Annotated in this window: 16 protein-coding genes and 1 pseudogene; 5 read left to right on the top strand and 12 right to left on the bottom strand. The window is 68.6% G+C overall.

Translation table 11 applies throughout. The features are described 5' to 3' along the window. Window positions 1–64 precede the first annotated feature (64 nt). Window positions 65–880 (top strand): PaaX family transcriptional regulator C-terminal domain-containing protein, encoded by an 816-nt coding sequence (locus KUM44_RS47410; RefSeq protein WP_217214928.1) that lies wholly within the window; start codon window positions 65–67, stop codon window positions 878–880. 163 nt (window positions 881–1,043) lie between these two features. On the opposite strand, the gene KUM44_RS41460 is transcribed toward KUM44_RS47410, so the two are convergent. From KUM44_RS41460 to KUM44_RS41410, 11 genes and pseudogenes are all read right to left on the bottom strand, one after another. After that, a complete protein-coding gene (locus KUM44_RS41460; RefSeq protein WP_217214927.1) occupies window positions 1,044–1,427 on the bottom strand; it encodes a hypothetical protein in 384 nt (127 codons plus the stop codon). 258 nt (window positions 1,428–1,685) lie between these two features. After that, window positions 1,686–2,123, bottom strand: a complete 438-nt coding sequence (locus tag KUM44_RS41455) for a hypothetical protein (RefSeq protein ID WP_217214926.1) — start codon at window positions 2,121–2,123, stop codon at window positions 1,686–1,688. A gap of 132 nt (window positions 2,124–2,255) precedes the next feature. Then, on the bottom strand, window positions 2,256–3,569 hold the full coding sequence (locus KUM44_RS41450) for an aromatic acid/H+ symport family MFS transporter (RefSeq protein ID WP_217214925.1): 1,314 nt from the start codon (window positions 3,567–3,569) through the stop codon (window positions 2,256–2,258). A 337-nt stretch (window positions 3,570–3,906) separates the two neighbouring features. Beyond that, window positions 3,907–4,950: pseudogene (locus KUM44_RS41445) on the bottom strand (IS110 family transposase); the annotation flags it as partial. Window positions 4,951–5,152: 202 nt separating this feature from the next. After that, window positions 5,153–5,698: a hypothetical protein gene (locus tag KUM44_RS41440; RefSeq protein ID WP_217214924.1), complete on the bottom strand. Its 546-nt coding sequence runs from the start codon at window positions 5,696–5,698 to the stop codon at window positions 5,153–5,155. Between the two features lie 590 nt (window positions 5,699–6,288). Further along, window positions 6,289–9,081 (bottom strand): ricin-type beta-trefoil lectin domain protein, encoded by a 2,793-nt coding sequence (locus KUM44_RS41435; protein WP_217214923.1) that lies wholly within the window; start codon window positions 9,079–9,081, stop codon window positions 6,289–6,291. 354 nt (window positions 9,082–9,435) lie between these two features. Beyond that, window positions 9,436–11,652 carry a glycoside hydrolase family 3 N-terminal domain-containing protein gene (locus KUM44_RS41430; RefSeq protein ID WP_254390879.1) on the bottom strand — a complete coding sequence of 739 codons (2,217 nt, stop codon included), beginning with the start codon at window positions 11,650–11,652 and terminating at the stop codon, window positions 9,436–9,438. Window positions 11,653–12,008: 356 nt separating this feature from the next. Then, on the bottom strand, window positions 12,009–14,318 hold the full coding sequence (locus KUM44_RS41425; RefSeq protein WP_217214921.1) for a glycosyl hydrolase family 65 protein: 2,310 nt from the start codon (window positions 14,316–14,318) through the stop codon (window positions 12,009–12,011). A gap of 114 nt (window positions 14,319–14,432) precedes the next feature. After that, complete coding sequence (locus KUM44_RS41420) at window positions 14,433–15,320, bottom strand: carbohydrate ABC transporter permease (protein WP_217214920.1); 888 nt, start codon at window positions 15,318–15,320, stop codon at window positions 14,433–14,435. Beyond that, complete coding sequence (locus KUM44_RS41415; protein ID WP_217214919.1) at window positions 15,317–16,276, bottom strand: carbohydrate ABC transporter permease; 960 nt, start codon at window positions 16,274–16,276, stop codon at window positions 15,317–15,319. The genes KUM44_RS41420 and KUM44_RS41415 overlap by 4 nt, the downstream gene beginning before the upstream one ends. Beyond that, a complete protein-coding gene (locus tag KUM44_RS41410) occupies window positions 16,276–17,616 on the bottom strand; it encodes an extracellular solute-binding protein (protein ID WP_217214918.1) in 1,341 nt (446 codons plus the stop codon). Before KUM44_RS41410 ends, KUM44_RS41415 begins: the two co-directional genes overlap by 1 nt. Before the next feature lie 408 nt (window positions 17,617–18,024). Between KUM44_RS41410 and KUM44_RS41405 the strand changes: the two genes are divergently transcribed. The 4 genes from KUM44_RS41405 to KUM44_RS41390 all read left to right on the top strand — a co-directional run bounded on the left by KUM44_RS41405 (window position 18,025) and on the right by KUM44_RS41390 (window position 21,325). Further along, window positions 18,025–19,143, top strand: a complete 1,119-nt coding sequence (locus KUM44_RS41405; protein WP_308402844.1) for a LacI family DNA-binding transcriptional regulator — start codon at window positions 18,025–18,027, stop codon at window positions 19,141–19,143. A gap of 103 nt (window positions 19,144–19,246) precedes the next feature. Continuing rightward, window positions 19,247–19,387 (top strand): transposase, encoded by a 141-nt coding sequence (locus KUM44_RS46455; RefSeq protein WP_254390862.1) that lies wholly within the window; start codon window positions 19,247–19,249, stop codon window positions 19,385–19,387. An 81-nt stretch (window positions 19,388–19,468) separates the two neighbouring features. After that, a complete protein-coding gene (locus tag KUM44_RS41395) occupies window positions 19,469–20,389 on the top strand; it encodes an aminoglycoside phosphotransferase family protein (RefSeq protein ID WP_217214916.1) in 921 nt (306 codons plus the stop codon). Between the two features lie 603 nt (window positions 20,390–20,992). Continuing rightward, a complete protein-coding gene (locus KUM44_RS41390; RefSeq protein ID WP_302186117.1) occupies window positions 20,993–21,325 on the top strand; it encodes a transposase in 333 nt (110 codons plus the stop codon). Here the strand turns inward: KUM44_RS41390 and KUM44_RS41385 are convergent. Further along, window positions 21,310–22,092 carry a PIG-L deacetylase family protein gene (locus KUM44_RS41385; RefSeq protein WP_217214915.1) on the bottom strand — a complete coding sequence of 261 codons (783 nt, stop codon included), beginning with the start codon at window positions 22,090–22,092 and terminating at the stop codon, window positions 21,310–21,312. The two genes, KUM44_RS41390 and KUM44_RS41385, sit on opposite strands and share 16 nt — an antisense overlap. Between the last annotated feature and the right edge of the window lie 799 nt (window positions 22,093–22,891).

Raw genomic sequence — 22,891 nt, 5'->3', positions numbered from 1 at the left:
CAGAATCAGCCAGAACCGGAAAACGCATCTTCCGCACGGCCGCCCGTGTGACATAGTCGGTTCCGTGAAGCCTCGTTCAATCGTCTTCGACCTCTACGGCGACTACGTCCGCTACCGCGGCGGCGCCGCCCGGCTGCGCACCCTCAGCACGCTGATGGGGAGCTTCGGCGTGGGCGACAGCACCGTGCGGGTGGTGCTGGCGCGGCTGCGCAAGGAGGGCTGGTTCGACGTCCGGCGCGAGGGCAGGGAGACGCTCTACGCGCTCAACACACGCAGCCTCCAAATGCTGGACGAGGGCCGCTTGCGTATCTTCGACCGGGCACCGGGCGACTGGGACCGGCACTGGCACATGGTGATCTACTCGGTGCCCGAGACCGAGCGCGGCGTACGCGACCGCATCCGCAAGGAGCTGGCATGGCTGGGCTTCGGCCCGCTCGCCCCCTCCACGTACGTCGCGCCGCACGACCGGGTCAGGCAGGTGCGCGAGAAGTTCGCCGACGAGCCGGCGGTGCGACTCGACACCCTGCGCTGCGAGTCGCCCGGACTGCCGGTCGACCGCGCCATGGCTGCGCGGTGCTGGGATCTGGACGCGCTGAACGAGGACTACCGGGAGCTGCTGCGCACCTACCGCGTCCGGATGCCGTCGTATCGGAACGGGCACCTCAGCCCTGAGGAAGCGCTGGTCGAGCGCATGAAACTCACGTACGACTACCGCAAGTTCCCCTTCCGCGACCCCGACCTGCCGACCGAACTCCTCCCAGCGGGCTGGGTGGGCCACGAGGCGCACGAGATGTTCCTGGAGGCCCACGAACTCCTCGGGCCCGCGGCCGAGCGGTTCTATGACGAAGTGGCCGACTCGCGCCCGGCCGGCCGCACCTGACGCACACACCGAGGCCCCGCCACCGTGTCACACGGCGGCGGGCCTGAAGCATGTGCGCGCTACAGCAGCGGCAGGCCCACCAGGTCCAGGACGGTCGTCCCGGCCCCGAACTCCCGTGCCGCACCGCACCCGATGAGCGTGACCTTCACCGGGCCGTCGCTCGTCACCCGCAGCTTGGCCTTTCAGTCGACCTGGCCTGCTTCGGGTCGATGGTCACGGCGCCGATGTTCTTCGCGTCGATGACGAGTTCGTTCGCCTTCGTCGCGCTCGGCGGAGCCGGCAGGTGCCGGTACTCCCGCAGGTACGGGTTGACCGGACAGACGGTGCCGTCCGTGGTGCCGACGGTCGTCTTCTGTGCCTGCGCGGTCGGATCGGTCACCCCGAAGCCCTTCGAGAACACGTCGATCGTGCCCAGCGAACCGTCCGTGCCACGGGTGTTGATACCGGAGAGCCAGTAGGAGCGGTCGCCGACCAGACCGAACCGGGCATCGTCCATCAGCGGGTTGCGCACGTACGTCACTCCCGGCGTAGGCGTCGGCCCGTTCACGGGTGATGACGTACGGAATGAAGTCGTCGTTGGCGCCGGCCCACTCCATGACCGGCTGGTCGCGTCGGGACGGCAGCAGCGGGGTGAGCTTGGAGCCGGGCTCGTGCTGGGTGATGGAGTCCACCGGCGGGGCGCCCGGTCGAGGTCGTCGCAGACGAACGCCTTGCTGAAGACCTCCGGGAACTGCAGGGCCAGCTTGTTCGCGCTGTAGCCGCCGCTGGAGAAGCCGCTGATGACACGGCGCGTGGCGTCGAGCTTTTAGTGGCGGGCCGCGTCGGCCATCGTCTCGAACGTGCTCGCCCCGGACTGCCCGTAGGACCAGCCGTCGTTGCCGCGCCCGTCGATGGCGATCACCGCCGTTTGCGCGTCCGGGCGGTCGCCCACCGCGTGGAACAGGTCCTTCTTACCGGCCACTTGTTCGTTCGGGGTCAGCGCGTAGCCGGGCAGCCAGGTGAGTGAGGCGTAGCCCCCGTCGGCGCGGGGGCGTCCGGCACATGGATCAGGTACCGCTGGAGCCGCCCCCAGGTCCGGCACGCAGTCCTCGCGGCACGCCCAGCCGAACTGGCTGCTGAGCTCCGAGGAGTCGGTCAGGTTCAGGTTCAGTCCGCCCTGCTGGGTGAACGTGCCGGTCGGCGGCGCGCCCGGGTCGCCCGGCTGCCTGCGTCCCTGCGCCAGTTCGAAGTGGCGGATGCGCAATCTCCGAGCCGGGCCAGGCCCGTACTGACGACGTGTCCTCCGCGGCCGTGGCGGCCGGCACTCCGGCCGCCGCCGTGGACAGAGCCACGGCGGCGAGGGTCAGGCAGCACAGCGTCCACCTCGATCAGTTCCTCATGTGGTACTGACCTCCATCTGGGCGGGGACGGGCGCAGCGGCCCGCCCCGGCAGCAGCAGTACGACGGCGGTGGCGAGCGCGGCGGGGAGGGCGAAGGCGTAGAAGTTCCAGTCCGTGCTGACGCCGGAGGACAGCAGGAAGCCGCCGAACAGCGGGCCCGCGACGGCGCCGAAGCGGCCGATGCCGAGCGTCCAGCCGAGCGCGGTGGCCCGGATCTCCACCGGGAAGTGCATGGCGACATACCCGAGGACCATGATCTGGGCGCCAATGGTGCCGAAGCCGGCCACGGCGACGAGCAGGTACATCAGCGGCGCGGCGGTGGCCACGCTGAGCAGGGCCATCGAGACGGCGGCGGCCAGGAAGGAGAGCAGGGTGACCGGCTTCATGCCGTACCGGTCGCCCAGCGGCCCGAAGAGCACCGATCCGATGACCGCGCCAAGGTTCATCACCAGCAGGAAGAGCAGCGAACTCGACAGGGGGTAACCCGCGCTCCGCATGATCTGCGGGAGCCAGGTGTTGAGCCCGTAGACCAGCAGCAGACCGAAGAAGCTGGTCAGCGCGAACAGCAGGGCCGGCACCAGGTGGCGCCCGGCGAGCAGGGCGGTGGGGCCGCTCTTCCGACGCGGGGCGCCGTCGGCGGCGGGAGCGGCCTCGGGGACGGGGACGCCCAGACGGGCCGCGGTCCGCGCGGCCTGCTCATGGCGCCCCTTGGCTACCAGGAACACCAGCGATTCCGGCACGTACCGCAGGAGGAGGGGCAGCATCAGCAGAGGAACGGCGCCGATCGCGTACATGAACCGGAAGCCGAGTTCGGGCAGCAGTGCCATGGCCAGGACGGCGGCGAGGATGCCGCCCACCGCGTAGCCGGAGAACATGAGCGCGTTGTTGCGGCTGCGGCGGTCCGGGTCCGAGTACTCGGCGGTCAGGGCCACGGCCGTGGGCATGACGCCGCCGAGCCCAATCCCGGCGAGCAGCCGGAAGGCGCCGAACCAGGTGGCGTCGGGCGCGAGCGCGCACCCCATCATGGCGGCCGAGAACCAGCCGACACCGGTCAGCATGACCTTGCGGCGGCCGACCACGTCGGTCACAGCACCGGCGATCAGCGCACCGACCAGCATGCCGATCAGGGCGTAGCTCCCGATGACGCCGGCCTGTACCGGGGTCAGCCCCCAGTCCTTGTACTGCAGCAGCGCCGGCACTGTGGCGCCGTAGACGATCAGGTCGTATCCGTCGAAAACGATCACTGCGAAGCACAGGCCGGTCACCAAGAACTCTGGGCGCCGAGCGATGCGCGTGGATGTGGATCTCATCGTGCTGCCTCCTTCGCGTATGCCATGCATCGGCTGTGAGATGTGAGGCAGTGTGTTTCATGTGCAACACGACCGTCAATCGATCGACACATAAAGAATCGGACTCGATAGGGAACCCGCAAGTAGCGATCCGAATCTGCAACGACCGTTGGGAGAATGCGCCAACCGCGCGGCCGTCCTCCAGCAGGATCCGGTACATGCGGGCGCCCGCGAGCCGGCGTGGAGTACGCCGCCAACGGCGCCCTGCGGGCGTTCGTCGCCGAGATCGGGGCGCCGCTGCCGGCTCGGGCACAGGAAGGGGCGGGGGTGCCTCTATGTCCTTCGTCAAGCGAGTCGGGGGGCTCCTCGGTTCGTGGAAGGTTCCGTCGCGGAGCATGGCGAACAGGACGCTGATGCGGTGGCGGGCGAGGCGGAGGAGGGTCTGGGTGTGGGTTTTGCCGCGGGCTCGGCAGCGGTCGTGGTAGGTCCGGGAGGCGGGATCGTGAGGGCTGCGAATGCGGAGAGGAACATCGCTCGTTTCAGCTGCCGGTTGCCGCCTCTGGGGGCGTGCTCGCCATGGATTGTCGTGCCGGACTGCCGGGTTGCCGGGGCGAGGCCGGCGTAGGAGGCCAGGTGGGCGGCGGTGGGAAAGCTGCCGTCGCCGACGGTGGCCAGGAGGACTGCGGCGGTCCTGACTCCGATGCCGGGCATCGAGGTCAGGACCTGGGAAAGAGGGTGGGCCTCCAGCAGTGCCTCGGCCATGCGCGGCGCTCGGGGCCGGAGGACCTCGACCAGCTTGCGGCGGCCCGCTTTGCGGAGTGCTTGCGGGGATCCGTAGCGCTCGAGGAGCCAGGTCACTGCCGGATGGTCCAGGCGCGGGCCGAGGACGCGCTCCAGACTGGGGTGGAACTGGGTGAGCAGGCCGCGGGTGCGGTTGGAGGTGCGGTTGGCCTCGCCGGCGAGGTCCTGGTCGAAGCCGGCCAGCATGGTCAGCTCCGCTGTGACCTCGTCGGTCAGGTCGAGGGTGCGCAGGGTGTGGGGCGTGGTGCGGGCAGCATCCGCAATGACCACGGCGTCCTTCGCGTCGGTCTTGGCCTCGCCGGGGTAGAGGTCGGCGATCCGTCGCATCGCCAGGCCGGGCAGGTAGGCGACCTGGCAGCCGGCGTCCCGGGCGACGGTCAGTGGGAGGGCGCCGATGGAGGCGGGCTGGTCCACGACCACCAGGACGGTGCCGAACTTGGCGGTGAGCTTGTCAAAGACGGCTCGCAGCTTCAGTTCGCTGTTCGGCAGCGGCTTGTCGAACACCGTCTTCCCGGCCGGGCTCAGGCCGTGGCCGTGATGCGTCCGGCTTGCCGACGTCCAAGCCCAGGAAGACGCCCACCTCGTCGATGCTGATCACCATGCCCCCACATGCGTCGATACGTGCCGTCCCCGGCGGTCGGGGCCGTTCTCGCGCATCCACGTTATGCAGACCTACCACCCGCGAACGGCCAGGCACTGCGCCCGGCCAGGCGGCGGTCGGACCTCTGATCAGCGTCTCCGACGGCACCCCTCGGACCCGGTGACACCACCCCCCAGGTCATCCCGCCGACAGGGGGCAAGAGTCATGCCGGGCCCGGAGGCCAGCGGCCCTCTTGCAGGACCGCGAAGAAGATAACGGGGCTCCCGCCCAGCACGGTGTGGCTGGGCGGGAGTTGGTGCGGTCCCCTCCGGTGGTTCTTCAGCACGAGGGGATCGCGCGGCCTTCCAGACGGGAAGGTCCGACGCCCAAGGCGTGGCGTCCGTTTCGGGGTCTGGTCGACGTCGGTCCGGGCGGCAGTGAGCGCGGCGAGTGCCGGGGCGGTGAGGCCGGCGGGGAGCGCGCCACGCAGCATGTTGCGGCGCTTCATCGAGTCATCTCCATGGTCGGACTCCGTGCCGAGGGCGGCGGTGTCCTCCCAGGGTTGCGCAGCGAGCCCCAGGAGGGCACCGGGAATGCGCAGACCGCCGGAGATTCGCTCGACAGTTGCCAGCGCGGTGACAGCCGCAGCGCCCCGGGCGATCTGGCTGACTCGCTCGGACTTGAGCGCGCACGCCTCCGCGATCCGGTTGTAGGAGATCCCCTCGTCGTGCGCCATGGCGGACACCGTGGTGAAGTCGCGCTCGCGCACAGGGCGCCGCAGAAGCGTACGAGTGCCACCGGGCCGAAGCGCGCTGTGAGCCGGTCGCCGAGCAGTCGTCCGACCGTCATCATCACGGAGAACGCGGCGAAGGCGGCGGCCGCGAAGTCGGCGGCGGTGCCCTCGCCGACCAGGGTGCACGTAGCCAGCAACCCAAGGAACCACAGGGTCGAAGGAGCGCATGACACTGCTCACTGGTGCACCGGCTGGCTCGGAGCGTTCGGTTGCTGGCGGCGGTCGGTCCGGAAGCGCCCATTTCGCCGCTCAGACTGCCATAACGACGGCGGTGCCGCCCACCGCGGCGAACGTCGTTTGAGGCTCACGCCCTGACGCGCGAACAGTCCGCCGTCCGCCGCTCCGAGGAAGCTGCCGAACGCTGTACACGGCGTGGAACGACGACATGATCGGCGGGCCCCAGGCCCGCTGCACCACGAGCGCGTTGGCGTTCGTGGCGATGTTCAGGCAAGGGTGAACGCATGGCGTCACGGATGTCACGGATGGTGCCCCTGTACGACTGACCGGAGCGCGCCCCGGGGCTGTGCGGCACCTGATCGGGGTGCCACACAGCCGCGGTTGGAGCGTCAGGATGGCAGGTTCCACTGTTGGCTGGTGCTGCCGTTACAGGTGTCGATCACGAGCCGGGTGCCGTTGCTCGTGCCGCCGCCCGAGGGGGTGAGGCACTTGCCGAAGGCTTTCAGCTCATAGGTGTCCTGGTCGTACGTCCACTGCTGTGTAGGGCTGCCGTTGCAGGTGTAGATCTGCACGGGTGTCCCGTCGGCGCTGGAGTCGCCGCGCACGTCCATGCACTTGCCCGCGGCCATCACGGTGCCGTTGCCGGGACGCGTCCAGTCCTGGGCGGCGGTGCTGTTGCAGTCCCAGATTTGGAGCGGTGTCCCGTCGCTGTTGTCGCCCCACTGGATGTCCACGCAGCGGCTGGTGTCGGCGGTCGGGGTGATCGGCCCAGTGCAGCTGAAGGGCTTGGGTGTCGGAGCCGGGTGCCGGGTCGGGGTCTTCAGCGGCGCGGCGGCGGTGACCCGATGCAGGGTGCCGGCGCCGTCGCGAACCGCCAGCGGGGGGCCGGAGCGCAGGGTCAGCGTCGTGCTCTGCTGTCCGACGGAGATGTCGAAGGTGCTGCCGTGCCACTTCACCCCGGTGATGTCGACGCCCGGTAGTTGGGTTGGCAGGAACGGATCGACGGTGACGGCGTCGGTTCCCCAGCGCAACCCGGTGAACCCGTAGAGGAATTCCTGGAGGTAGCCGCCCTGGCCGGTGGTGAAGTTGAACGCTCCGCCCCTGCGGGTCTCGTACCACTGGTTGAACGGGGCGGCCTGGTACGGATCCGCGCTGTAGCGGAGGTAGTCGTAGACCTGGCAGCCCGGCGATCCGAGGGCCGCGCTGTTGATGGCGGCGATCGCGTCCGTCATGGACGGGCCGTTGGGGTCGGTGCGCCCCGTGTAGTAGTCGAGGTCGTTCTGGGCCAGGCTGGGTGACATCGGCACGGCCCAGGGGTATTGCAGCAGGGTGACGTCGGCCTGCTTGACAGTCTGCCCGTTGTAGCCGTCGAACTCGGGGTGGATGTTGTTCTTGGTGTCGACCGGGACCTTCAGGCCGTCGGCGAGCTTCTTCCACGCCGGCTCGGCGGTCCGGCCCACAAGGTGCGCGGTGCGGATCGCGATGCGCAGTGACGCCTGTGCGCCGGCGTTGGTGGTCACGCTGTTGTCGACCGGGTAGTGGTACTCGTCCGGCCCCATGACGTCGTTGATGTCGTATCCGCCGGAGGAGTTGGGTACGGCGCGGGTGGCCCAGTAGTCGGCGATGCCCTTCAGTACCGGCCACGCCTTGTCCCGCAGCCACGCCTTGTCGCCGGTCACCTGGTAGTACTGCCATTGCGCCAGGGCGATGTCGGAGTTGATGTGGATCTCGTACGTGCCCCAGGGGTCCGGGGCCGTCTCCTTGCCGGTCAGCGCGCTCTCCCAGGCGAATTTGGCGCCCTTGATCGGCTGGCTGGGCGTGGACAGCTTGGCGGCGTTTTCCCGCGCCGCGGACAGGGTCTTGTGCCGGTAGGAGTTCGCCCCTGCCGCTATGTCCGGGTACTGGGCCAGCAGCGCCGGGTACATCCAGGTCTCCATGTCCCAGAACACGTGACCGTTGTAACTGTCCGCGGACAGCCCGCTCGGACTGGTGCTCCAGTTGACGCCGGCGCGCATGCTGGCGAGCAGGTAGAACATGGACGCGTGGATCTGCGCGGTCATGGCGGTGTCACCGGGGATCGAGATGTTCGACTGCCACAGGTGCGCCCATGCCTGGTTGTTGCGGGCGAGCGCGCGCTGGTAGCCGCCCTTGGCGGCGCGGGCCGCGGTGGTCGCGGCGGCCTGCTGCGGGGTCGCGGCCGCGAGCTTCCGGTCGGTGTCGACACTGGAGGCGATGCCCACGAACTTGGTGATCTGGATCGGCCGGCCGGCCCGGACGGGGAAGACCGCGCTCTGCCCGGCACTGCCGTCGCTGGCCGCGGCGATCGCCCGGGTGGGCACGGTTTTGCCGTTGACGCGCAGGACGGAGTTCAGCCCGGCGGTGACCAGTTTCCCGTCGGTCACGACAGTTTGGGACAGCGTGCCAGTCCTGCCGTTCACGTGCGACTTGGTGGCGGAGGCGTGGTTGAGTCCCCGGCCGTCGAACTCGTCCACGGCGGTGGCTGACCCGCTCCAGTGCGGCACGACCCGCAGGCTCACCGTGGCCAGATGGCCGTCCGCGCGGTTGGCGTTGACCTCGTAGTCGAAGCTGGTGGTGTCACCTGCGGGTGAGGTCCAGTCGAACGACGTGGTCAGCACTCCGGTGCGCAGGTTCAACGACTGCCGGTAGTTGCTGGTGGTGCCGTCGGCGGCAGGGCCGATCGTCGTCGGCGGCTGTGCGCCGCCGCTGCGGCCGAAGCGGAGCGCGGTCCAGGTCGGCAGCCCGGCCCGTTGCTCGTTCTGCTCGGTGCCCTCGGAGTAGAAGCCGGCGAGCTGGGACTGGGTGACGATGGGCGTGCTGCTGTATCCCTGACCCGCCGCGGGCACCCGCGCGGCGACGTAGCCGTTGCCGACGAACGTCGGTGAGTAGTTCTTCGACGGGTCGTTCGTGCTCAGCACCCAGCTGCCGTCGCCTCTGCCCTTGCCCGGTTCGGCTGCGGGCGACGCCGGCACCGCGGCCGCGCCCAGGAGCAGGCAGCCGAGGGCCAGCCCGATGGACGTTCTCCTCCAGGGCTTCCGTGAGCGGGCGTGCGGATGGATGGTCGCCGAGGGCACCGTGGATTCCGCGGCCCGGTAGCGGCCTCGGGTGCCGGATCCGGCGTAGTCCCTCGGCCGGAACACCATCGGTACCGCGGCAGTCGCCACGGCCGATAAACGGCCCCAGGCCGACCTTCGACGTAAGGTACCGAGCCTCACGCCTACGTCGCCCAACGCCTCGCCGTACTCCTTCATGGGAACGCCACCTCCTCGTGGTGGGAACGCGTGGCTGTGTCACGACGGCCTGCCGATGCCGCTCGCGGAGCGACACGGCGGTGTATGACGCAGACCACAGGGGAGAGTTGTGGGATGGGGATTCTGGCCAACCGCGACGGGAAGATGCACTTGGCGAAGAAGTCGTAGCTGTAGCCCTCGCCCAGCTGGAGGATGTTGCGTGCCACGCCCCGCCCCCATCACAGCGACGAGGCACCGCAGCTCGCTGACCGTGCAGCGTGAAGGGTGTCATGGCTGGCTGAGGGTGAAACGGGCGCGAAGCAGGTCGGTGGCGCGTGAGCTGTGGCCGACGAGCAGGTCGAACGCTCCGGGCTCGACGATCCGGCGCCCTTCGGCGTCGACCAGGGAGCATGCCGCGGCGGGGATCGCCAGCCGGATCCGCACGCTGTCGCCGGGTGGGATCGTGACCTGCCGCCAGGCCTTGAGTTCCCGCTCTGCCCACGTGACGCTCGTGACCACGTCGCTGATGTAGACCTGCACGGTCTCCAGTACCGGCCGAGTGCCGGTGTTGGAGACGGTTACCTCGGCGCGAACCACGCCGTCCAAGGCGACGACTTCATCGAGGATGGCCAGGTCGGTGTACTCGATTGTGCTGTAGGACAGCCCCTCCCCGAAGACGAAGAGGGGTTCCTGGGTCAGGTCGGCGTAACGGTCACCATGCTGGCCGCGCACCTGGTTGTAGTAGACAGGCTGCTGCCCGACATGGCGTGGCACGGACAGGGGCAGGCGTCCCGACGGCTCGATGAGACCGAGGACGAGCTCGGCCACCGCCTGACCGCCTCGCATGCCCGGGTTGAACGCCTCGATCAGCGCTGCCGCCGCCAGCGCGGCATCGGGGAGTACCGAGGGCTTGCCGTGGAGCAGCACCACGACGACGGGTGTGCCGGTGGCGACGAGCGCCTCCAGGAGGGCGACCTGTCCGCCCTGCAGCTCCAGGGTCGCGGTCGAGCACGTTTCGCCCGTCAACGCGACGGTGTCGCCGACGACGGCGACGACGTAATCAGCCGCGCGCGCGAGGCTCACCGCCTCCGCGATCTGAGCCTCGTCCACGGGCGCGGGCGCAAGCAGGGGCGGACGTGGCTGCCCGTCGGGGTACACGGGTCCTTGCGGGTCCGGCACGAGGCGCTCGATGTCGGCGCCGCGGGTGTAGGTGACCGTCCACCCGTCGGGAACGGCTGTGCGGAACCCGTCGAGCACCGTCGTGACGGTCACGCGCGGGTGCCCGTCCGGCATCCAGCCCACCTGGCCGGATGCGCCGGCCCAGTCGCCGAGCATGGCTTGGGGGTCGTCGCCGTTGGGGCCGATCACGGCGATCGTGCGAGGGCCCCCGGCGGTGACGGTGTGGCCCTGACCGTCTACGGTCAGTCCGCCATCGAGCGGCAAGGTGCCGTCGTTGCGCAGCAGCACCAGGGACCTTCGGGCGAGTTCGAGGTTGAGGGCGGTGTGCTCGGCGCATCCGATCACGTCGGCCTGTCGTGCCCGGTCCGGCGCGCGGGGGTTCTCGAACAGGCCCAGTTCCAGTTTGAGTTTCAGGATCCGCCGGACCGCCTCGTCGATCTCCTCCTCTCGCAGCCGCCCCTGGGCGACTGCTTCCTGGGCGCCCTGGAAGAAGTCCGGCGTGGTCATCACCAGGTCGTTTCCGGCCTGCACCGCGACCGTTGCGGCCTCCACGGCGTCTGCGCAGACCTTCTGCTCCCACACCATCCGGCCCACGTTGTCCCAGTCGGTCACGAGCGTGCCGGTGAACTCCCATTCGCCCTTGAGGACGTCGTTCAGGAGCCACTTGTTCGCCGTGATCGGGACACCGTCCATCGCCTGGTAGCCGAGCATGAACGTGCGGCAGCCTTCGCGAGCGACCCTCTCGAACGGCGGCAGGAACCATGAGTGCAGCTTGCGCCGGCTCAGGTCCGCCTCGCTCGCGTCGCGTCCGCCCTGCGTCTCCGAGTAGCCCGCGAAGTGCTTGGCGCAGGCCAGAATCGCTGTCGTGTCGTCCAGTCCCGCTCCCTGATATCCGCGGACCATCGCAGCCCCCAGCTCCCCGATGAGCAGTGGGTCCTCCCCGAAGGTCTCGTTCACACGGCCCCATCGCAGGTCGCGGGTGATGCACAGCACCGGCGAGAAGGTCCAGTGGATGCCCGTCGCGGCGACTTCCACCGCGGTGGCCCGGGCCATGCGCTCAATGAGCTCGGTGTCCCAGGTGCAGGCCATCCCCAGCTGTGTGGGGAAGATCGTGGCACCTGGCCAGAACGAGTGGCCGTGGATGCAGTCGTCAGCGACAAGCAGCGGGATGCCCAGCCTGGTGGATGCCGCCAGCTCGACGGCAGCGAGCATGCGCTCGGGAGAGGCGTGCAGGATCGACCCGGCCAGTTTCGTGGCCACGGCGTCCTCCAAGTCGCCCCGGGCGTCCAGCTGCAGCATCTGTCCGACCTTTTCCGGCAGCGTCATGCGGGCGAGCAGATCCTCGAGGCGTTCCTCGAGCGGCCTCAAAGGGTCGCGATAGGCCGGCGAGGTCGTGGTGGCTGCGCCCGCGGGGCGGTCTGGGCGAGAGGAAGACTCCGCTCCTGCCCCCTGGCACGCGGTTGCCGGGTTCCGGTGTGCTTCTGAACTCATGAGTTCGATCTCCTGGGAAGCTGTCGAGACGGCGCATCCGGGTGTCGTCGCCTTCGGCCTGATGCGCCGCCACTACGACTTCGGCGATGACCGGCATGCGGCGAGCAGCAACCGCGACGTGACTGGGCACGCCGTGGCCGGATTGCCTGTCGCGGCGCTGATGGACGCGGAGACGGACCGCGAGCTTGCCGTCACGTTCTCCTCGACGCGCCGGCGAGGTCACTGGTGGGCAGCAGGTCAGGGCGGCGGGTTGGCAGGATCAGCGGTGCGCCCTGACGCAGTGGGTGTGCCGAACCCGCGACCTCGACTGTCGTCGGGGGGCCTCCGGTCAGCGTGATCGTGGTGTGCTCCGGGCCGATCGCGACGTCGAACTCGCGTCCCTGCCACAGCATCCGGCGCAGGGTGATGCCGTCCAGCTGAGGTGGCAGGGTCGGGTCGAGCCTGAGTCGGTCCTCACGCCAGCGCATCCCGCTGAAGCCGTAGAGGAACACCTGCAGGAAACCGCCCTGCCCGGTGGTGAACGTGAACGCGCCTCCGTGACGCTGCTCGGCGAACTGGTTGAACGGTCCGCGTATGAACGGGTCCACGCTGCGCCGCATGAAGTCGTAGGCCGCGGACCCGGGCGTCCCCAGTGCGGCGTGGGCGATGGAGTGGATGGAGTCGGTCATGGACGGCCCGTCCGGGTCGGTGCGCGGCACGTAGTAGTCGAGATCGTTCAGCGCGACCTCGGCGGGCATGGGGTGCTCCCAGGGGTACTGCAACATCACCACGTCGGCCTGCTTGATGGTGTCGCCGTCGTAGCCGTCGAACTGCGGATGGATGCCTAGATCCTCGTCGTACGGGACCCGCAGGCCGTCGGCGACCCGGTCCCACTCGGGGTCCGCGGTCACGCCCACGACCTTCGCCGCCCGGGTGGCGATCCGCAGGGTGTTAGCGGCCGCGACGTTGGTGTACACGCTGTTGTCGACCGGGAAGTGGTATTCATCCGGGCCCATCACCTGCTTGATGTCGTAGCCGTCGTCGTGGGGAACGGCGGAGCTCACCCAGAACTCGGCGGCACCCTGCAGCACCGGCCAGGCCTTCTCGGCGAGCCAGCCGCGATCGCCGGTGGCGAGGTAGTACTGCCAGTGGGCGAGTGCGACGTCGGCGGTGATGTGGTGCTCGAGGTCACCCATTTCCCAGCCGGGTGGGGTCTGTTCGTCTCCGTGCAGCGCGCTCTCCCATGGGAACCTCGCGCCCGCGAATCCTGTTCGGGTCGCGTACCCCTGGGCCGCGGCCAGACGCTGCTGTCGATAGGTGTTCATACCCGCCGCGATGTCCGGGTGCTGGGCCAGCAGCGCTGGATACATCCAGGTCTCGGTGTCCCAGAAGACGTGCCCGTTGTATCCGTCGCCGGACAGGCCGCACGGGGACAGGCTCCAGTTCACTCCGGCGCGTGTGCTCTCCAGCAGGTAGAACATGCTCGCGCGGACCTGCAGCTGCAGCACCGGATCCCCCAGGACCTCGATATCGGCCCGCCACAGGTCGTCCCACGCCGCCTCGTGCTCCACCAGCAGGTCACCGTACCCGGTGTTCGCCGCGACCGCCGCGGCGGCACGAGCAGCCGACAACGGGTCTTCGCAGTCCTGGGAACTGGCCACGCCGACGTACTTGGTGACCGTGTACGTGCTGCCGGCCTCCACATCGAAGGTCGCCTCCACACCAGCCGGCTGGACCTGGTCGGTTTCGAACTCGGCGATGTGTGCCGGCACCCCGGTGGGCGGTTCCAGTCGCGACGCGAGCGCTGCGGTGATACCCGTGCCGAGCGTCGTCACCGTCTCGTACGACTCGGCCGCCGTACCGTCGTAGCCCTTGTTCGACTGTTCGGTCAGCCTTGCGCTGGTCCCGTCGAAGACCCCGGACACGCGCGCGCTGCCACTCCAGTGCGGGGTGAAGGTGAGCTGGACCGCGGCCACCCGATGCCGGGCACGGTGGACCAGTACCTGGTAGGTGAGTTCGGTGCGGCGGCCCGCCGGTGAGGTCCACGTCGCTTGTGTGGTCAGCAACCCGGCCCGCAGGTCCAGTGTCTGCCGGTAGTCGCTGACCGCTCCCTGCTCCGGGTCGTCCTCTTCACATGCCCGTGCCGCCTGGGGCAGCCGGCCGTAGGTCCCCGACTCGTCGGAGAACGCCAGCGTGGACCAGGTCGGGATGTTGGCGTACTTCTCGATCGGGCCGTCCTGGGCGAAGAACCCGGCCAGGTGCGCCTGGGTTTCGATCGGCGTCGTCGCGTATCCCGTCCCCGCCGCGGGGATCCGGCCGCCGAAATAGCCGTTGCCGAGGAAGGTCGGCGCGTAGTCGTCGTCCGTTTCGGTGGCGCTGAGCGTCCATCCGGTGTCGGGCCGGGATTTAGCTGTGGCGGTGGTGGTGTGGTCGTCGTGACCGGGAGGGGCGTGCTGGGACCGCGCGGGCGCCGGGTCGTGGGTGGGGTTGTCCTGGTCGGAGGGACTTCCGTGGGGGGTCATGCGTGCCCTTCTCGGATGGGTGTTGTCGTGGGGTTCATGGGCTGGGAGCGCTGGTTGGCCTGGGCGTAACCCGGAGCTTCTTGAGGGGGGAACGGCCTTCTGAATGTGCGTGACTCAGGACTTGGAACCGGACAGGGCGATGCCTTCGACGATCTGGCGTTGCGCGAACGCGAACACGATCAGCATCGGCGCCGCCAGCAATGTCGTGGCGGCCATCAGAGCGGGCCAGTCAGAGACGTACTGGCCCTTGAACTGGTTGACCAGCAGCGGCAGCGTGAACTTCTCGGAGCTGTTGAGGAAGATCAGCGGGAAGAAGAAGTTGTTCCACTGGCCGAGGAAGGTGAAGATCCCCAACGCCGTGAGAGGGGTGCGCAGCAGCGGCAGGATGATCGTCACGAACCTGCGCACCCGCCCGGCGCCGTCGAGCTGGGCGGCTTCCTCCAACTCCACGGGGATGCCTTTGATGTACTGACGCAGCAGGAAGACGCCGAAGGCGTTGAACAGTGCGGGCGGCACGATGACCGCGGCATGGGTGTCCACCCAGCCCAGCCAGCCCATGATGATGTACAGGGGGATGATCGTGAGCTGGCCGGGGACCATCATGGTCGCGAGGAAGACCATGAACAGCGGGCGGCGGCCCCAGAAATCGATCCGCGCGAACGCGTAGGCGGCCATCGCCGAGGTGAGCAGGGAGACCGCGGTGACCGTCAGGGCGATGTAGGTGCTGTTCCAGAACCCGCGGACAAAGTCGGCCCCGCCCAGAGCGGTGCGGTAGCCCTGCTCGTTCCAGTCCTGGGGCAAGAGCTTGGGCGGCTGCATGAAGATCTCGCCCAAGGGTTTGAACGAGGAGAACAGCATCCAGGCGAACGGCAGCGCCATGCCGATGGCGCAGACGAGGAGGACCGCGTGCAGCAGCAGGTTGCGACGGGCGGGCCGGCCGGAGCCGGAAGCGCCCTTGCCGGTCGTGGCCGCGCGGCTGTGGGTGTCGGAGAAAGTACTCATTCTGTGTAGTGCACCCATTTCTTCTGGGCTGCGAGCTGGCAGCCGGTGACTACGAGCAGGGCCAGGAACAGGAGGAGGGCGAGAGCCGATGCCGCCCCGAAGTTGAACTCACCGAAGGCGATCCGGACCACCTCGTAGACGATGGTGCGGGCGGAGTCCGGAGCCCTGTCGTCGAAGAAGATGTAGATGTAGTCGAACACCTGGAAGGAGCCGATGATCGAGGTGATGGAGAGGAACAGGATGGTCGGGGACAGCAGCGGGATCGTGACGTGTCGCAGCTTCTGCCACTCCGAACAGCCGTCCAGCACGGCGGCCTCCAGGTACGAGCGGTCGATGCTCTGCAGCCCGGCCATGAACATCACCAGCTGGTAGCCCAGGCCCTGCCAGATCCCGACGATCGCGAAGGCCGGGATGACGAACCGGGCGTCCTGCAGCCAGTTCGGCGCGGGCAGCCCGATCCCGCGCAGCGCGTTGTTGACCGGGCTGATGTCGGGGTTGAAGAGCCACAGCCAGATCGCCGCGACCGCGACCGAAGAGGTGATCACCGGGGCGAAGAACGCCAGCCGGTACACCGGGGTCAGCTTGCCGGCACGCTGCATCAGCACGGCGAAGAACAATCCCGTGAGCATCAGTCCCGGCACCTGCAACACCGTGAACCAGACGGTGTTGACCGCCGAGCGCTGGATGCGCGGGGAGGACATGACCTCCGCGAAGTTGGACAGCCCGGCGAAGGATCGAGTGCCGAACCCGTCCCAGTGGTAGAACGCCAGCACCAGGGCGAACAGCAGCGGGCCGACCATGAACACCACCAGCCCCAGCAACTGGGGCGCCAGGAACAGGTATCCCGCGGCCGTGTCCCCGCCTCGCCGACGCCGGCTCCGGCGGTCCGGATGGACGTCCGGGTCCGCGGACGTCCGCCGCGCCCGGGCCTGGGAACCGGCGCTGCTGACGGCCATCAGGCGCCCCCGTTGATCAGCTTGACCACCTTGCCGCTGAACGAACGCGGCGTCTCGTTGCCCGCCTTGAGCATCTTGTCCACCAGCACCGGGAGCTCTTGGGCGACCTTCGCGTTGCCGGCGATCGCGCTGGGGACGGCGTAGCCCTTGGCCGCGACGTCGTTGAACAGCTTGCCGTGCGCGGGCACGTGGCCCTCGGTGACGACGTCGTCCAGGCCCTTGATCGACGGCACCGCGTTGCCGCCGCCGGACAGGCGGAACCTCTGCCCCTCGGCGTTCAGGAAGTTGCCGAGGAACTCCAGCGCCTTGGCCTGGTTCTTGGACTTGGCGTTGACCGACAGCGCCGCCGTTTGGACCGGTACCGGCATGACGTCCTTACCGGACAGGGAGGGCAAGGGGGCGATATCGAAGCCGAACTGGGCCTTCTTGACGTTCGGCAGGATGACGCGGGAATAGGTCAAGCAGGCCAGCTGGCCGGCGTAGAACAGCACGTCAGCGCCCTGTCCCTGCGGGAGGGCGCCGGAGTAGGTGATGTTTCCCGACTTCAACTGCTCGAACAGCCACGCCAGCGCCTCCTGGGACTTGGGGTCGGCGTCGAACACCGCCTTACCGGACTCGTCGAAGAGCGTCCCGCCGAAGGTGGACAACCAGCCGAACCAGTCGTGCCAGTTGCTGCCATTGAGCACCAGACCCCTCTTCTTGGTGGCGCGGATCTTGTCGAGCAGGTCGGTGAGCGTGTCCTGGGTCCAGGTGCCCGCCTCGAACTGGGCGGCCGGGTCGGTGCTGACGCCCGCCTCGGCCAGGAGATCCTTGTTGAACCAGAACACCAGCGGACTGCAGTCCACCGGCAGCCCGAACAGCCCGGGGCTGCCGTCCGCAGGCCTACACCACCGGTACAGCCCCTCGTGGAAGTCATCGAGCTTGACCGCGGCGTCACCACTGTCCAGGTAGTCGGTGAGGTCGAGCACCTGCTTGGTCTCGATCAGCTTGGCCATGTAGATGTCACCGACGTAGAAGGCGTCGGGAGCGGCGCCGGCCGACAGTTGCGGCAGCAGCTTGGAGAGGTAGTCACCCACGACCTGTTGGTAAGTGACCTTCACGCCCAGCTTCTCGGTCATCTTCTCGGAGAACCGACGGAACACTTCCGACTGGGGCGGCCCGTCCCAACCCGCCCACTTCAGTCCAGGTCCCCCCGAGGAGCCGCTGCCGCCGCCGCATGCCGCAAGCGCGGGCGCGGCGGCCAGACCGAGACCGGCCAACATGCCCGCCTTGAGGATGTTGCGGCGGTCAACAGTAGAGGCGGCAGCCGCCTCCTTGATCACATTCCTGCTTCTGAACACAGTCGTCCCTTCCGCTGACGGTACGTCGCCGTAGAGCAGCCCTTGATCGTTTCGCCGCGTCACGGCGCCTGGTCGAGCTTGTGGGCGCAGGTTCGCGGGCGCTCGGTGTCATCGATATAACTTCTGTGTTACCGATAAAACGGGGACCGTAGGGGCGTTTGCCGCAGCAAGTCAAGAGGTCTGCATGCACGTGATGGCGACCGGCGGAGTGCCGCCCGCGCTGGGGCGTCATCGGGAGGGGTCCGGCATGCCCGCTGACCCATTACTGGTTTTGCACCAGGTCACGGGGGTTCTTTGCGGCGCGAGGCATACCCGTTCATGCCCGGAGGACGCTCGACGACAGCTCGCCGCGATCCTGTGGCCTGATCGGCTCGGCGATACGGGCGGGCGGATCGAACATCCTTGACCGTGGCGCTTCCAGCCCACCAGAATGGGCGGATGGATTTTACCGATCAACCATCGGTTCCGCCGCGCGGCCGCAGGCCAGCCGCTGAGGGAACATCCGGGTCGCCAAGGCCGACCATGGCCATGGTGGCGGCGCGGGTGGGAGTCTCCAAGCAGACCGTTCACTACGCCTTGAACTCCCCGGACCGTCTCAGCCCAACGACCTTGCGTCGGGTCCTCAAAGCGGTCGACGAGTTGGGTTACCGACCCAACCAGGCTGCGCGTTCACTGCGAACGCAGTCTCCGCGGGCCGTGGGCTTTCGTCTGTTGCCGACCGTCGAAGGTCAGTCGGGCGGGGTATGGGCGAGCTATCTCTACGAACTCTCGGTAGCGGCACACCGAGCCGACCACGCGGTCTACTGCCACCCCGCTGCCACCGACGAGGAAGAGATCCAGGTCATCCAGGAGATCTTCAGCACAAACACCGTCGACTGCTTCGTGATCACTTCCACCCAAGACCACGACCCTCGTATCACCTTCCTGCGCGAACGCGGCATTCCCTTCGTCTCCTTCGGGCGCCCCTGGGGTCATCCCATGTCGGACACGTGGTGGGTCGACGTCGACGGCGCCGCCGGTACGGAGCAGGCCGTGGACCATCTCGCCGAACGCGGTCACCGGCGCATTGCCTACTTGGGCTGGGACGGGCGCAACGGGTTCGGGGACGACCGGGAGTCCGGCTGGCGCCGGGCTATGCGTTCACACGGCTTCTCGACCCGTGATCTCGCGGCCCGCGGGCCCGACGAGATCAGCACGGGCCGGGAACTCGCCGGCCGACTCCTCGACAGGAAGACGCCACCGACAGGCTTCGTGTGCGTCAGCGACACGATCGCGATCGGTGCGCTCCAGGCGTGCCGGGAGCGGGGACTGGCCGTCGGCCGTGACGTCGGCGTCGTGGGATTCGACGACAGCGTCGGCGCACACTTCGTCGACCCGGGATTGACCAGCCTCGCCCAGCCACTGGAACTGGTCGCACGACACACCATGCGCCTCCTCCTCGATCGGCTCAAGGACCCGGAGGCCAAGGCCGAACAGGTCCTTCTCCGGCCCACCCTCGTTGTCCGAGAAAGCACCGTGCCCCGGTGAGTCCCAGCCAGGCTTCGCGGCTGCAGCGCGCTCCCGTCTCGACGCGCACAGAGCGGGTGGAGGCGCTCAGGCCGGCCGGCCCGAGGGCTAATGCCACCGCGTCATGCTCGACGCCGTGTTCTATGTGGTCGACAACGGCGTCAAGTGGCGGGCGTTGCCGGTGGACTTCCCCGTCTGGGCCCATGACCTGCTGTCCTGTGTCACCGAACCTTGGTCTTTGCCATCGTCGGTTGATAATCAGTGAGTTCATGCCATCGAAGCTTGAGGGGCACGGAGTGTTGAGCGTCACAAACGGCGGATCACCGTCCGGCGACCGTTGCTCCGCATGACCCACACCGGGATCGAGATCACTGCTGAGTTGGTCCGGGACCTGCTGCGTGACCAGCACTCTGACCTGGCCGAGCACCCCCTGAAGCTCGGCGCGCGTGGTTGGGCCAACCAGCTGTGGCGGCTCGGCGACGACCTCGCCGTCCGGTTGCCCTGGGCGACACAGTCCGCGGACGCGCTACTACGCAAGGAGCACGCCTGGCTGCCCACTCTCGCCCCGCACCTTCCGCTGCCGATCCCCGTCCCGCAGCGCCTCGGTGAGCCATCCGAACGGTTTCCGCGGCCCTGGATCGTCACCACCTGGGTACCGGGCGAGCCCGCCGACCGCGCCCCCGCCACCCACGTTGCGGAGGCGGCCGATACCTTGGCCACATTCCTGACAGCTCTGCACCAACCCGCCCCCGAGCGGGCACCCGCCGACGACGAGTACGGCCGCGGAGGGCCGCTGGCCGACCGCGCCGAGCAGTTCGAGAGGCAACTCGCCTCGGCCACCGAGCTGGGGCTGATCCCCGACTCGGACGCCGTCCGCGCAGTCTGGGAAGACGCCGTCGCCGCGCCCGCCTGGGAGGGCCCCGCGCTGTGGCTCCACGGCGACCTGCATCCGGCCAATGTCCTCACCGAAGGCGGCGCCTTCTGCGGCGTGATCGATTTCGGAGACCTCTGCACGGGCGATCCGGCCATCGACCTCGCTGCTCCTTGGATACTGCTGCCGGACGGCGCCGCCGACCGCTTTCACAAGGCCTACCGCCCAGCTGCGGACGCCGCAACCCTGCGCCGCGCCCGCGGCTGGGCGGTGCTGCGCGCCCTCAGCGGCATCTGCATCGGAGAGGCCGGCGTCCACGGCCGCCCTGGGGGCAAGGCCACCTGGGGCCCACCTGCTCACACCTCACTGCGACGCCTGATCGCAGCGTCCCGCTGAAGGACCGGGCCGAGCAGGCTCCCGAAGCGAAGCGGCGCGCAGGTCGTCGTCACCTTCCCAGCTTCGTGCTTCCCGGCCAAATCGCGGGATGTCGCACAGCTCAGCTCAATACGCTGAACCCTCCAGCAGCCGGCCATTCGACGGTGCGCTGGACATCTTGAAGGATGCTGACGGAGCCCGCGAGCGACGGCATGATGACGACTGCGTGGCCTACGTCGAACCCCCGGCGACCGTCCCCAGTACGGTCTCCCATCGGAGGCAAAGAAACCAGCGTCTCAGGTCGTTGTTGCAGCCCGATCGCCTCGGGCGAGGTTGCTGGGAGCCATCGCTCAAGGCGTGGAAGGCCGCGATGACAGCCCGTAGGAACGTCAAGCGCCAGGTGCGTGCCTGCGCCGCCAAGGCCGGCGAGTCCTACACGTCCGCCCAGCGGTGAAGTACTACTTCTACCTCTGGCGCGACGAGGGCACCGACCAGGACTTCACGACCTGCTGCGCTGGCATCTGCGGGAGAAGCGGAAGCGATTGGCCGACCCGAGCCTGGTGGTCCTGGACACGCAGAGCATGCACGTGGCCGTCGGAGTCCCGGCCACGACGACGGGCCGGGATGCCGCGAAACAGGGTGCCGGGCAGGAAGAGATGCCTGGCCGTGGACGTGTTGGGGCTCGTCGTCGCGGTCGTTGTGCTCGCGGCCTCCGCGCACGAGAACACCGCCGGCATCGCCCTGCTGGACCAGGTCGCCGGGCAGAGGGGCAGCGTGAAGAAGGCCCTGGTCGACCAGGGCTTCAAGAAGAAGGTCGTCGAGCACAGCGAGAACGTGGGCATCGACGTCGAGATCGTCGAGCGCACCCCGGACGACAAGGGCTTCGTTCCGCAAGCCAAGCGGTGGATCGTGGAGCAGACGAACGGGATACTGATGAGTGGTCAGGCCGTCAGCTGATGCGGATCGCCAGGGACCGGCGTGGGCTCGAGGCGCGTGAAGTACTCGGTGGAGATGATTTCGAGGCGGGTGTCCTCGGGCAGGCGGGCCAGGAGGCCGGGCAGGGGGCGTTCGCGGGCGACTTCGCCACGGTGCGCGGTGATCGCGCGCCATTTCTGCTCCACCCAGGGCGTCACGTTGACCGTTGCGGTCACGTACTCGTCCGGGACGGACAGGATGGATTTGCCGACGTCGGTCAGCAGCGGTCCCAGGTCGCCGACCCCGGAGTGCGGGTGGGTGGCGGCGTAGAGGGCACGGGTCTGCCAGGGCTCACCGGCCTCCGGGTAGAGGTGCGCGAGCCCGGCGGCCTCCACCGCGAGCAGGGTCACCCGGTGGGTGTGGCGGTGGTCGGGGTGGCCGGTCAGCTGGCCGACGGCGTCATGGGTGACCACGATGTCGGGACGGAACTCCCGCACCTGCGCGACCAGCTGGGCGATCGCCTCATCGAGGGACACGTCGCAGAACCGGGGGCGTCCAGGTGCTGACGAGTCGTTGCGGGCGTCGCCGTAGCCGAGCATCCGAGGTGGGCCAGCGCCGAGGACTTCCAGGGCTTCAGCGAGCTCCGCCGCCCGGTGACTGTCCGGAGCCCAGGTAGCGGTGACGACCGCGGTGCGTGCGCCGTGGGCGGCATGTTGGGCGAGGACTCCGCCCGCGAGAAGACTTTCGTCGTCCGGGTGTGCGAAGACGCCGAGCAGGGACGGCACGGACGGGCGAGCGGATGTCGTCACGGGGTGATGGACCTTTCTCAGGACGGGGTGGGTGCGCAGCTGGCCAATGCCGGTCTGGGCGTCCTGTCGGGGGCGGAAGCCATTAGTTCTATCGATCTTGGTGCGGCTGGATCGAAAGTGGCCGGGGGGCGGGTGATTTCACGGTGGCCGGGCATGGATACAGGGCCTCAGTTGCAGTTCGGAGTTGCTGAGACCACGAACGCGCCCGGAGGCCCTGTTGTCCTTGTTGTACGCGGTCGAGAGTGACGACTTCAACTCGGCGGGCACGGTGTGCGAAAGGGTTCGGGAATGCGGCCGACCACCCGACCGGGCCCGGGTCTACGACACTGACATGACCGGTGAGCAGTGGCAGGCGGTCCGTCCGCTGCTGCTAGCCGGCCTGGCCGGTGGTGAAGTTGAAGGCTCCGCCGTTGCGGGTCTCGTACCACTGTTGAACAGTGCGGCCTGGTAGGGGTCCACGCTACTGACCCTGCATTGGAGCTCTGGCGGCACCGAGGGCGCCGTGACACGCGTGAAAAAGATCAAGAGGCAGCTCCATGGCCGAGCCGGATACGAACTACTCCGCAAGATGATCCTTCTCCAGTGACCCTCCGCGACCGCTCCCCAAGATCTGCGCCAGAGCCCGCTGAACGACGTCACGGCCAGCCGAGTGCCGCCAGGCGTTGATCAACAAGTCTGAGCACCAGGGCGGCCAACTGAAGCACTCAATGGCCAACTGAAGCACTCAGTCACACTGGTGCAGACGCAAGCCGCCTGGAACGCCGCCTACCAAGCACTCGCCGCACCTCGCCCCCGCGAC

It is taken from the genome of Streptomyces sp. AC550_RSS872 (assembly GCF_019049285.1).
In the GTDB taxonomy this organism is placed as follows: Bacteria; Actinomycetota; Actinomycetes; order Streptomycetales; family Streptomycetaceae; genus Streptomyces.
The sequence above is the reverse complement of the archived record's forward strand: the minus strand, read 5'-3'. Positions and strand labels throughout refer to the sequence as shown.

Coding starts and splice junctions, on each gene's coding strand:
- KUM44_RS41420 (WP_217214920.1), bottom strand. CDS start 15,320: ATGAGTACTTTCTCCGACACCCACAGCCGCGCGGCCACGACCGGCAAG.
- KUM44_RS41390 (WP_302186117.1), top strand. CDS start 20,993: ATGCCGCGAAACAGGGTGCCGGGCAGGAAGAGATGCCTGGCCGTGGAC.
- KUM44_RS41415 (WP_217214919.1), bottom strand. CDS start 16,276: ATGGCCGTCAGCAGCGCCGGTTCCCAGGCCCGGGCGCGGCGGACGTCC.
- KUM44_RS46455 (WP_254390862.1), top strand. CDS start 19,247: ATGCTCGACGCCGTGTTCTATGTGGTCGACAACGGCGTCAAGTGGCGG.
- KUM44_RS41425 (WP_217214921.1), bottom strand. CDS start 14,318: ATGACCCCCCACGGAAGTCCCTCCGACCAGGACAACCCCACCCACGAC.
- KUM44_RS41430 (WP_254390879.1), bottom strand. CDS start 11,652: ATGACGCTGCCGGAAAAGGTCGGACAGATGCTGCAGCTGGACGCCCGG.
- KUM44_RS41450 (WP_217214925.1), bottom strand. CDS start 3,569: ATGAGATCCACATCCACGCGCATCGCTCGGCGCCCAGAGTTCTTGGTG.
- KUM44_RS41395 (WP_217214916.1), top strand. CDS start 19,469: ATGACCCACACCGGGATCGAGATCACTGCTGAGTTGGTCCGGGACCTG.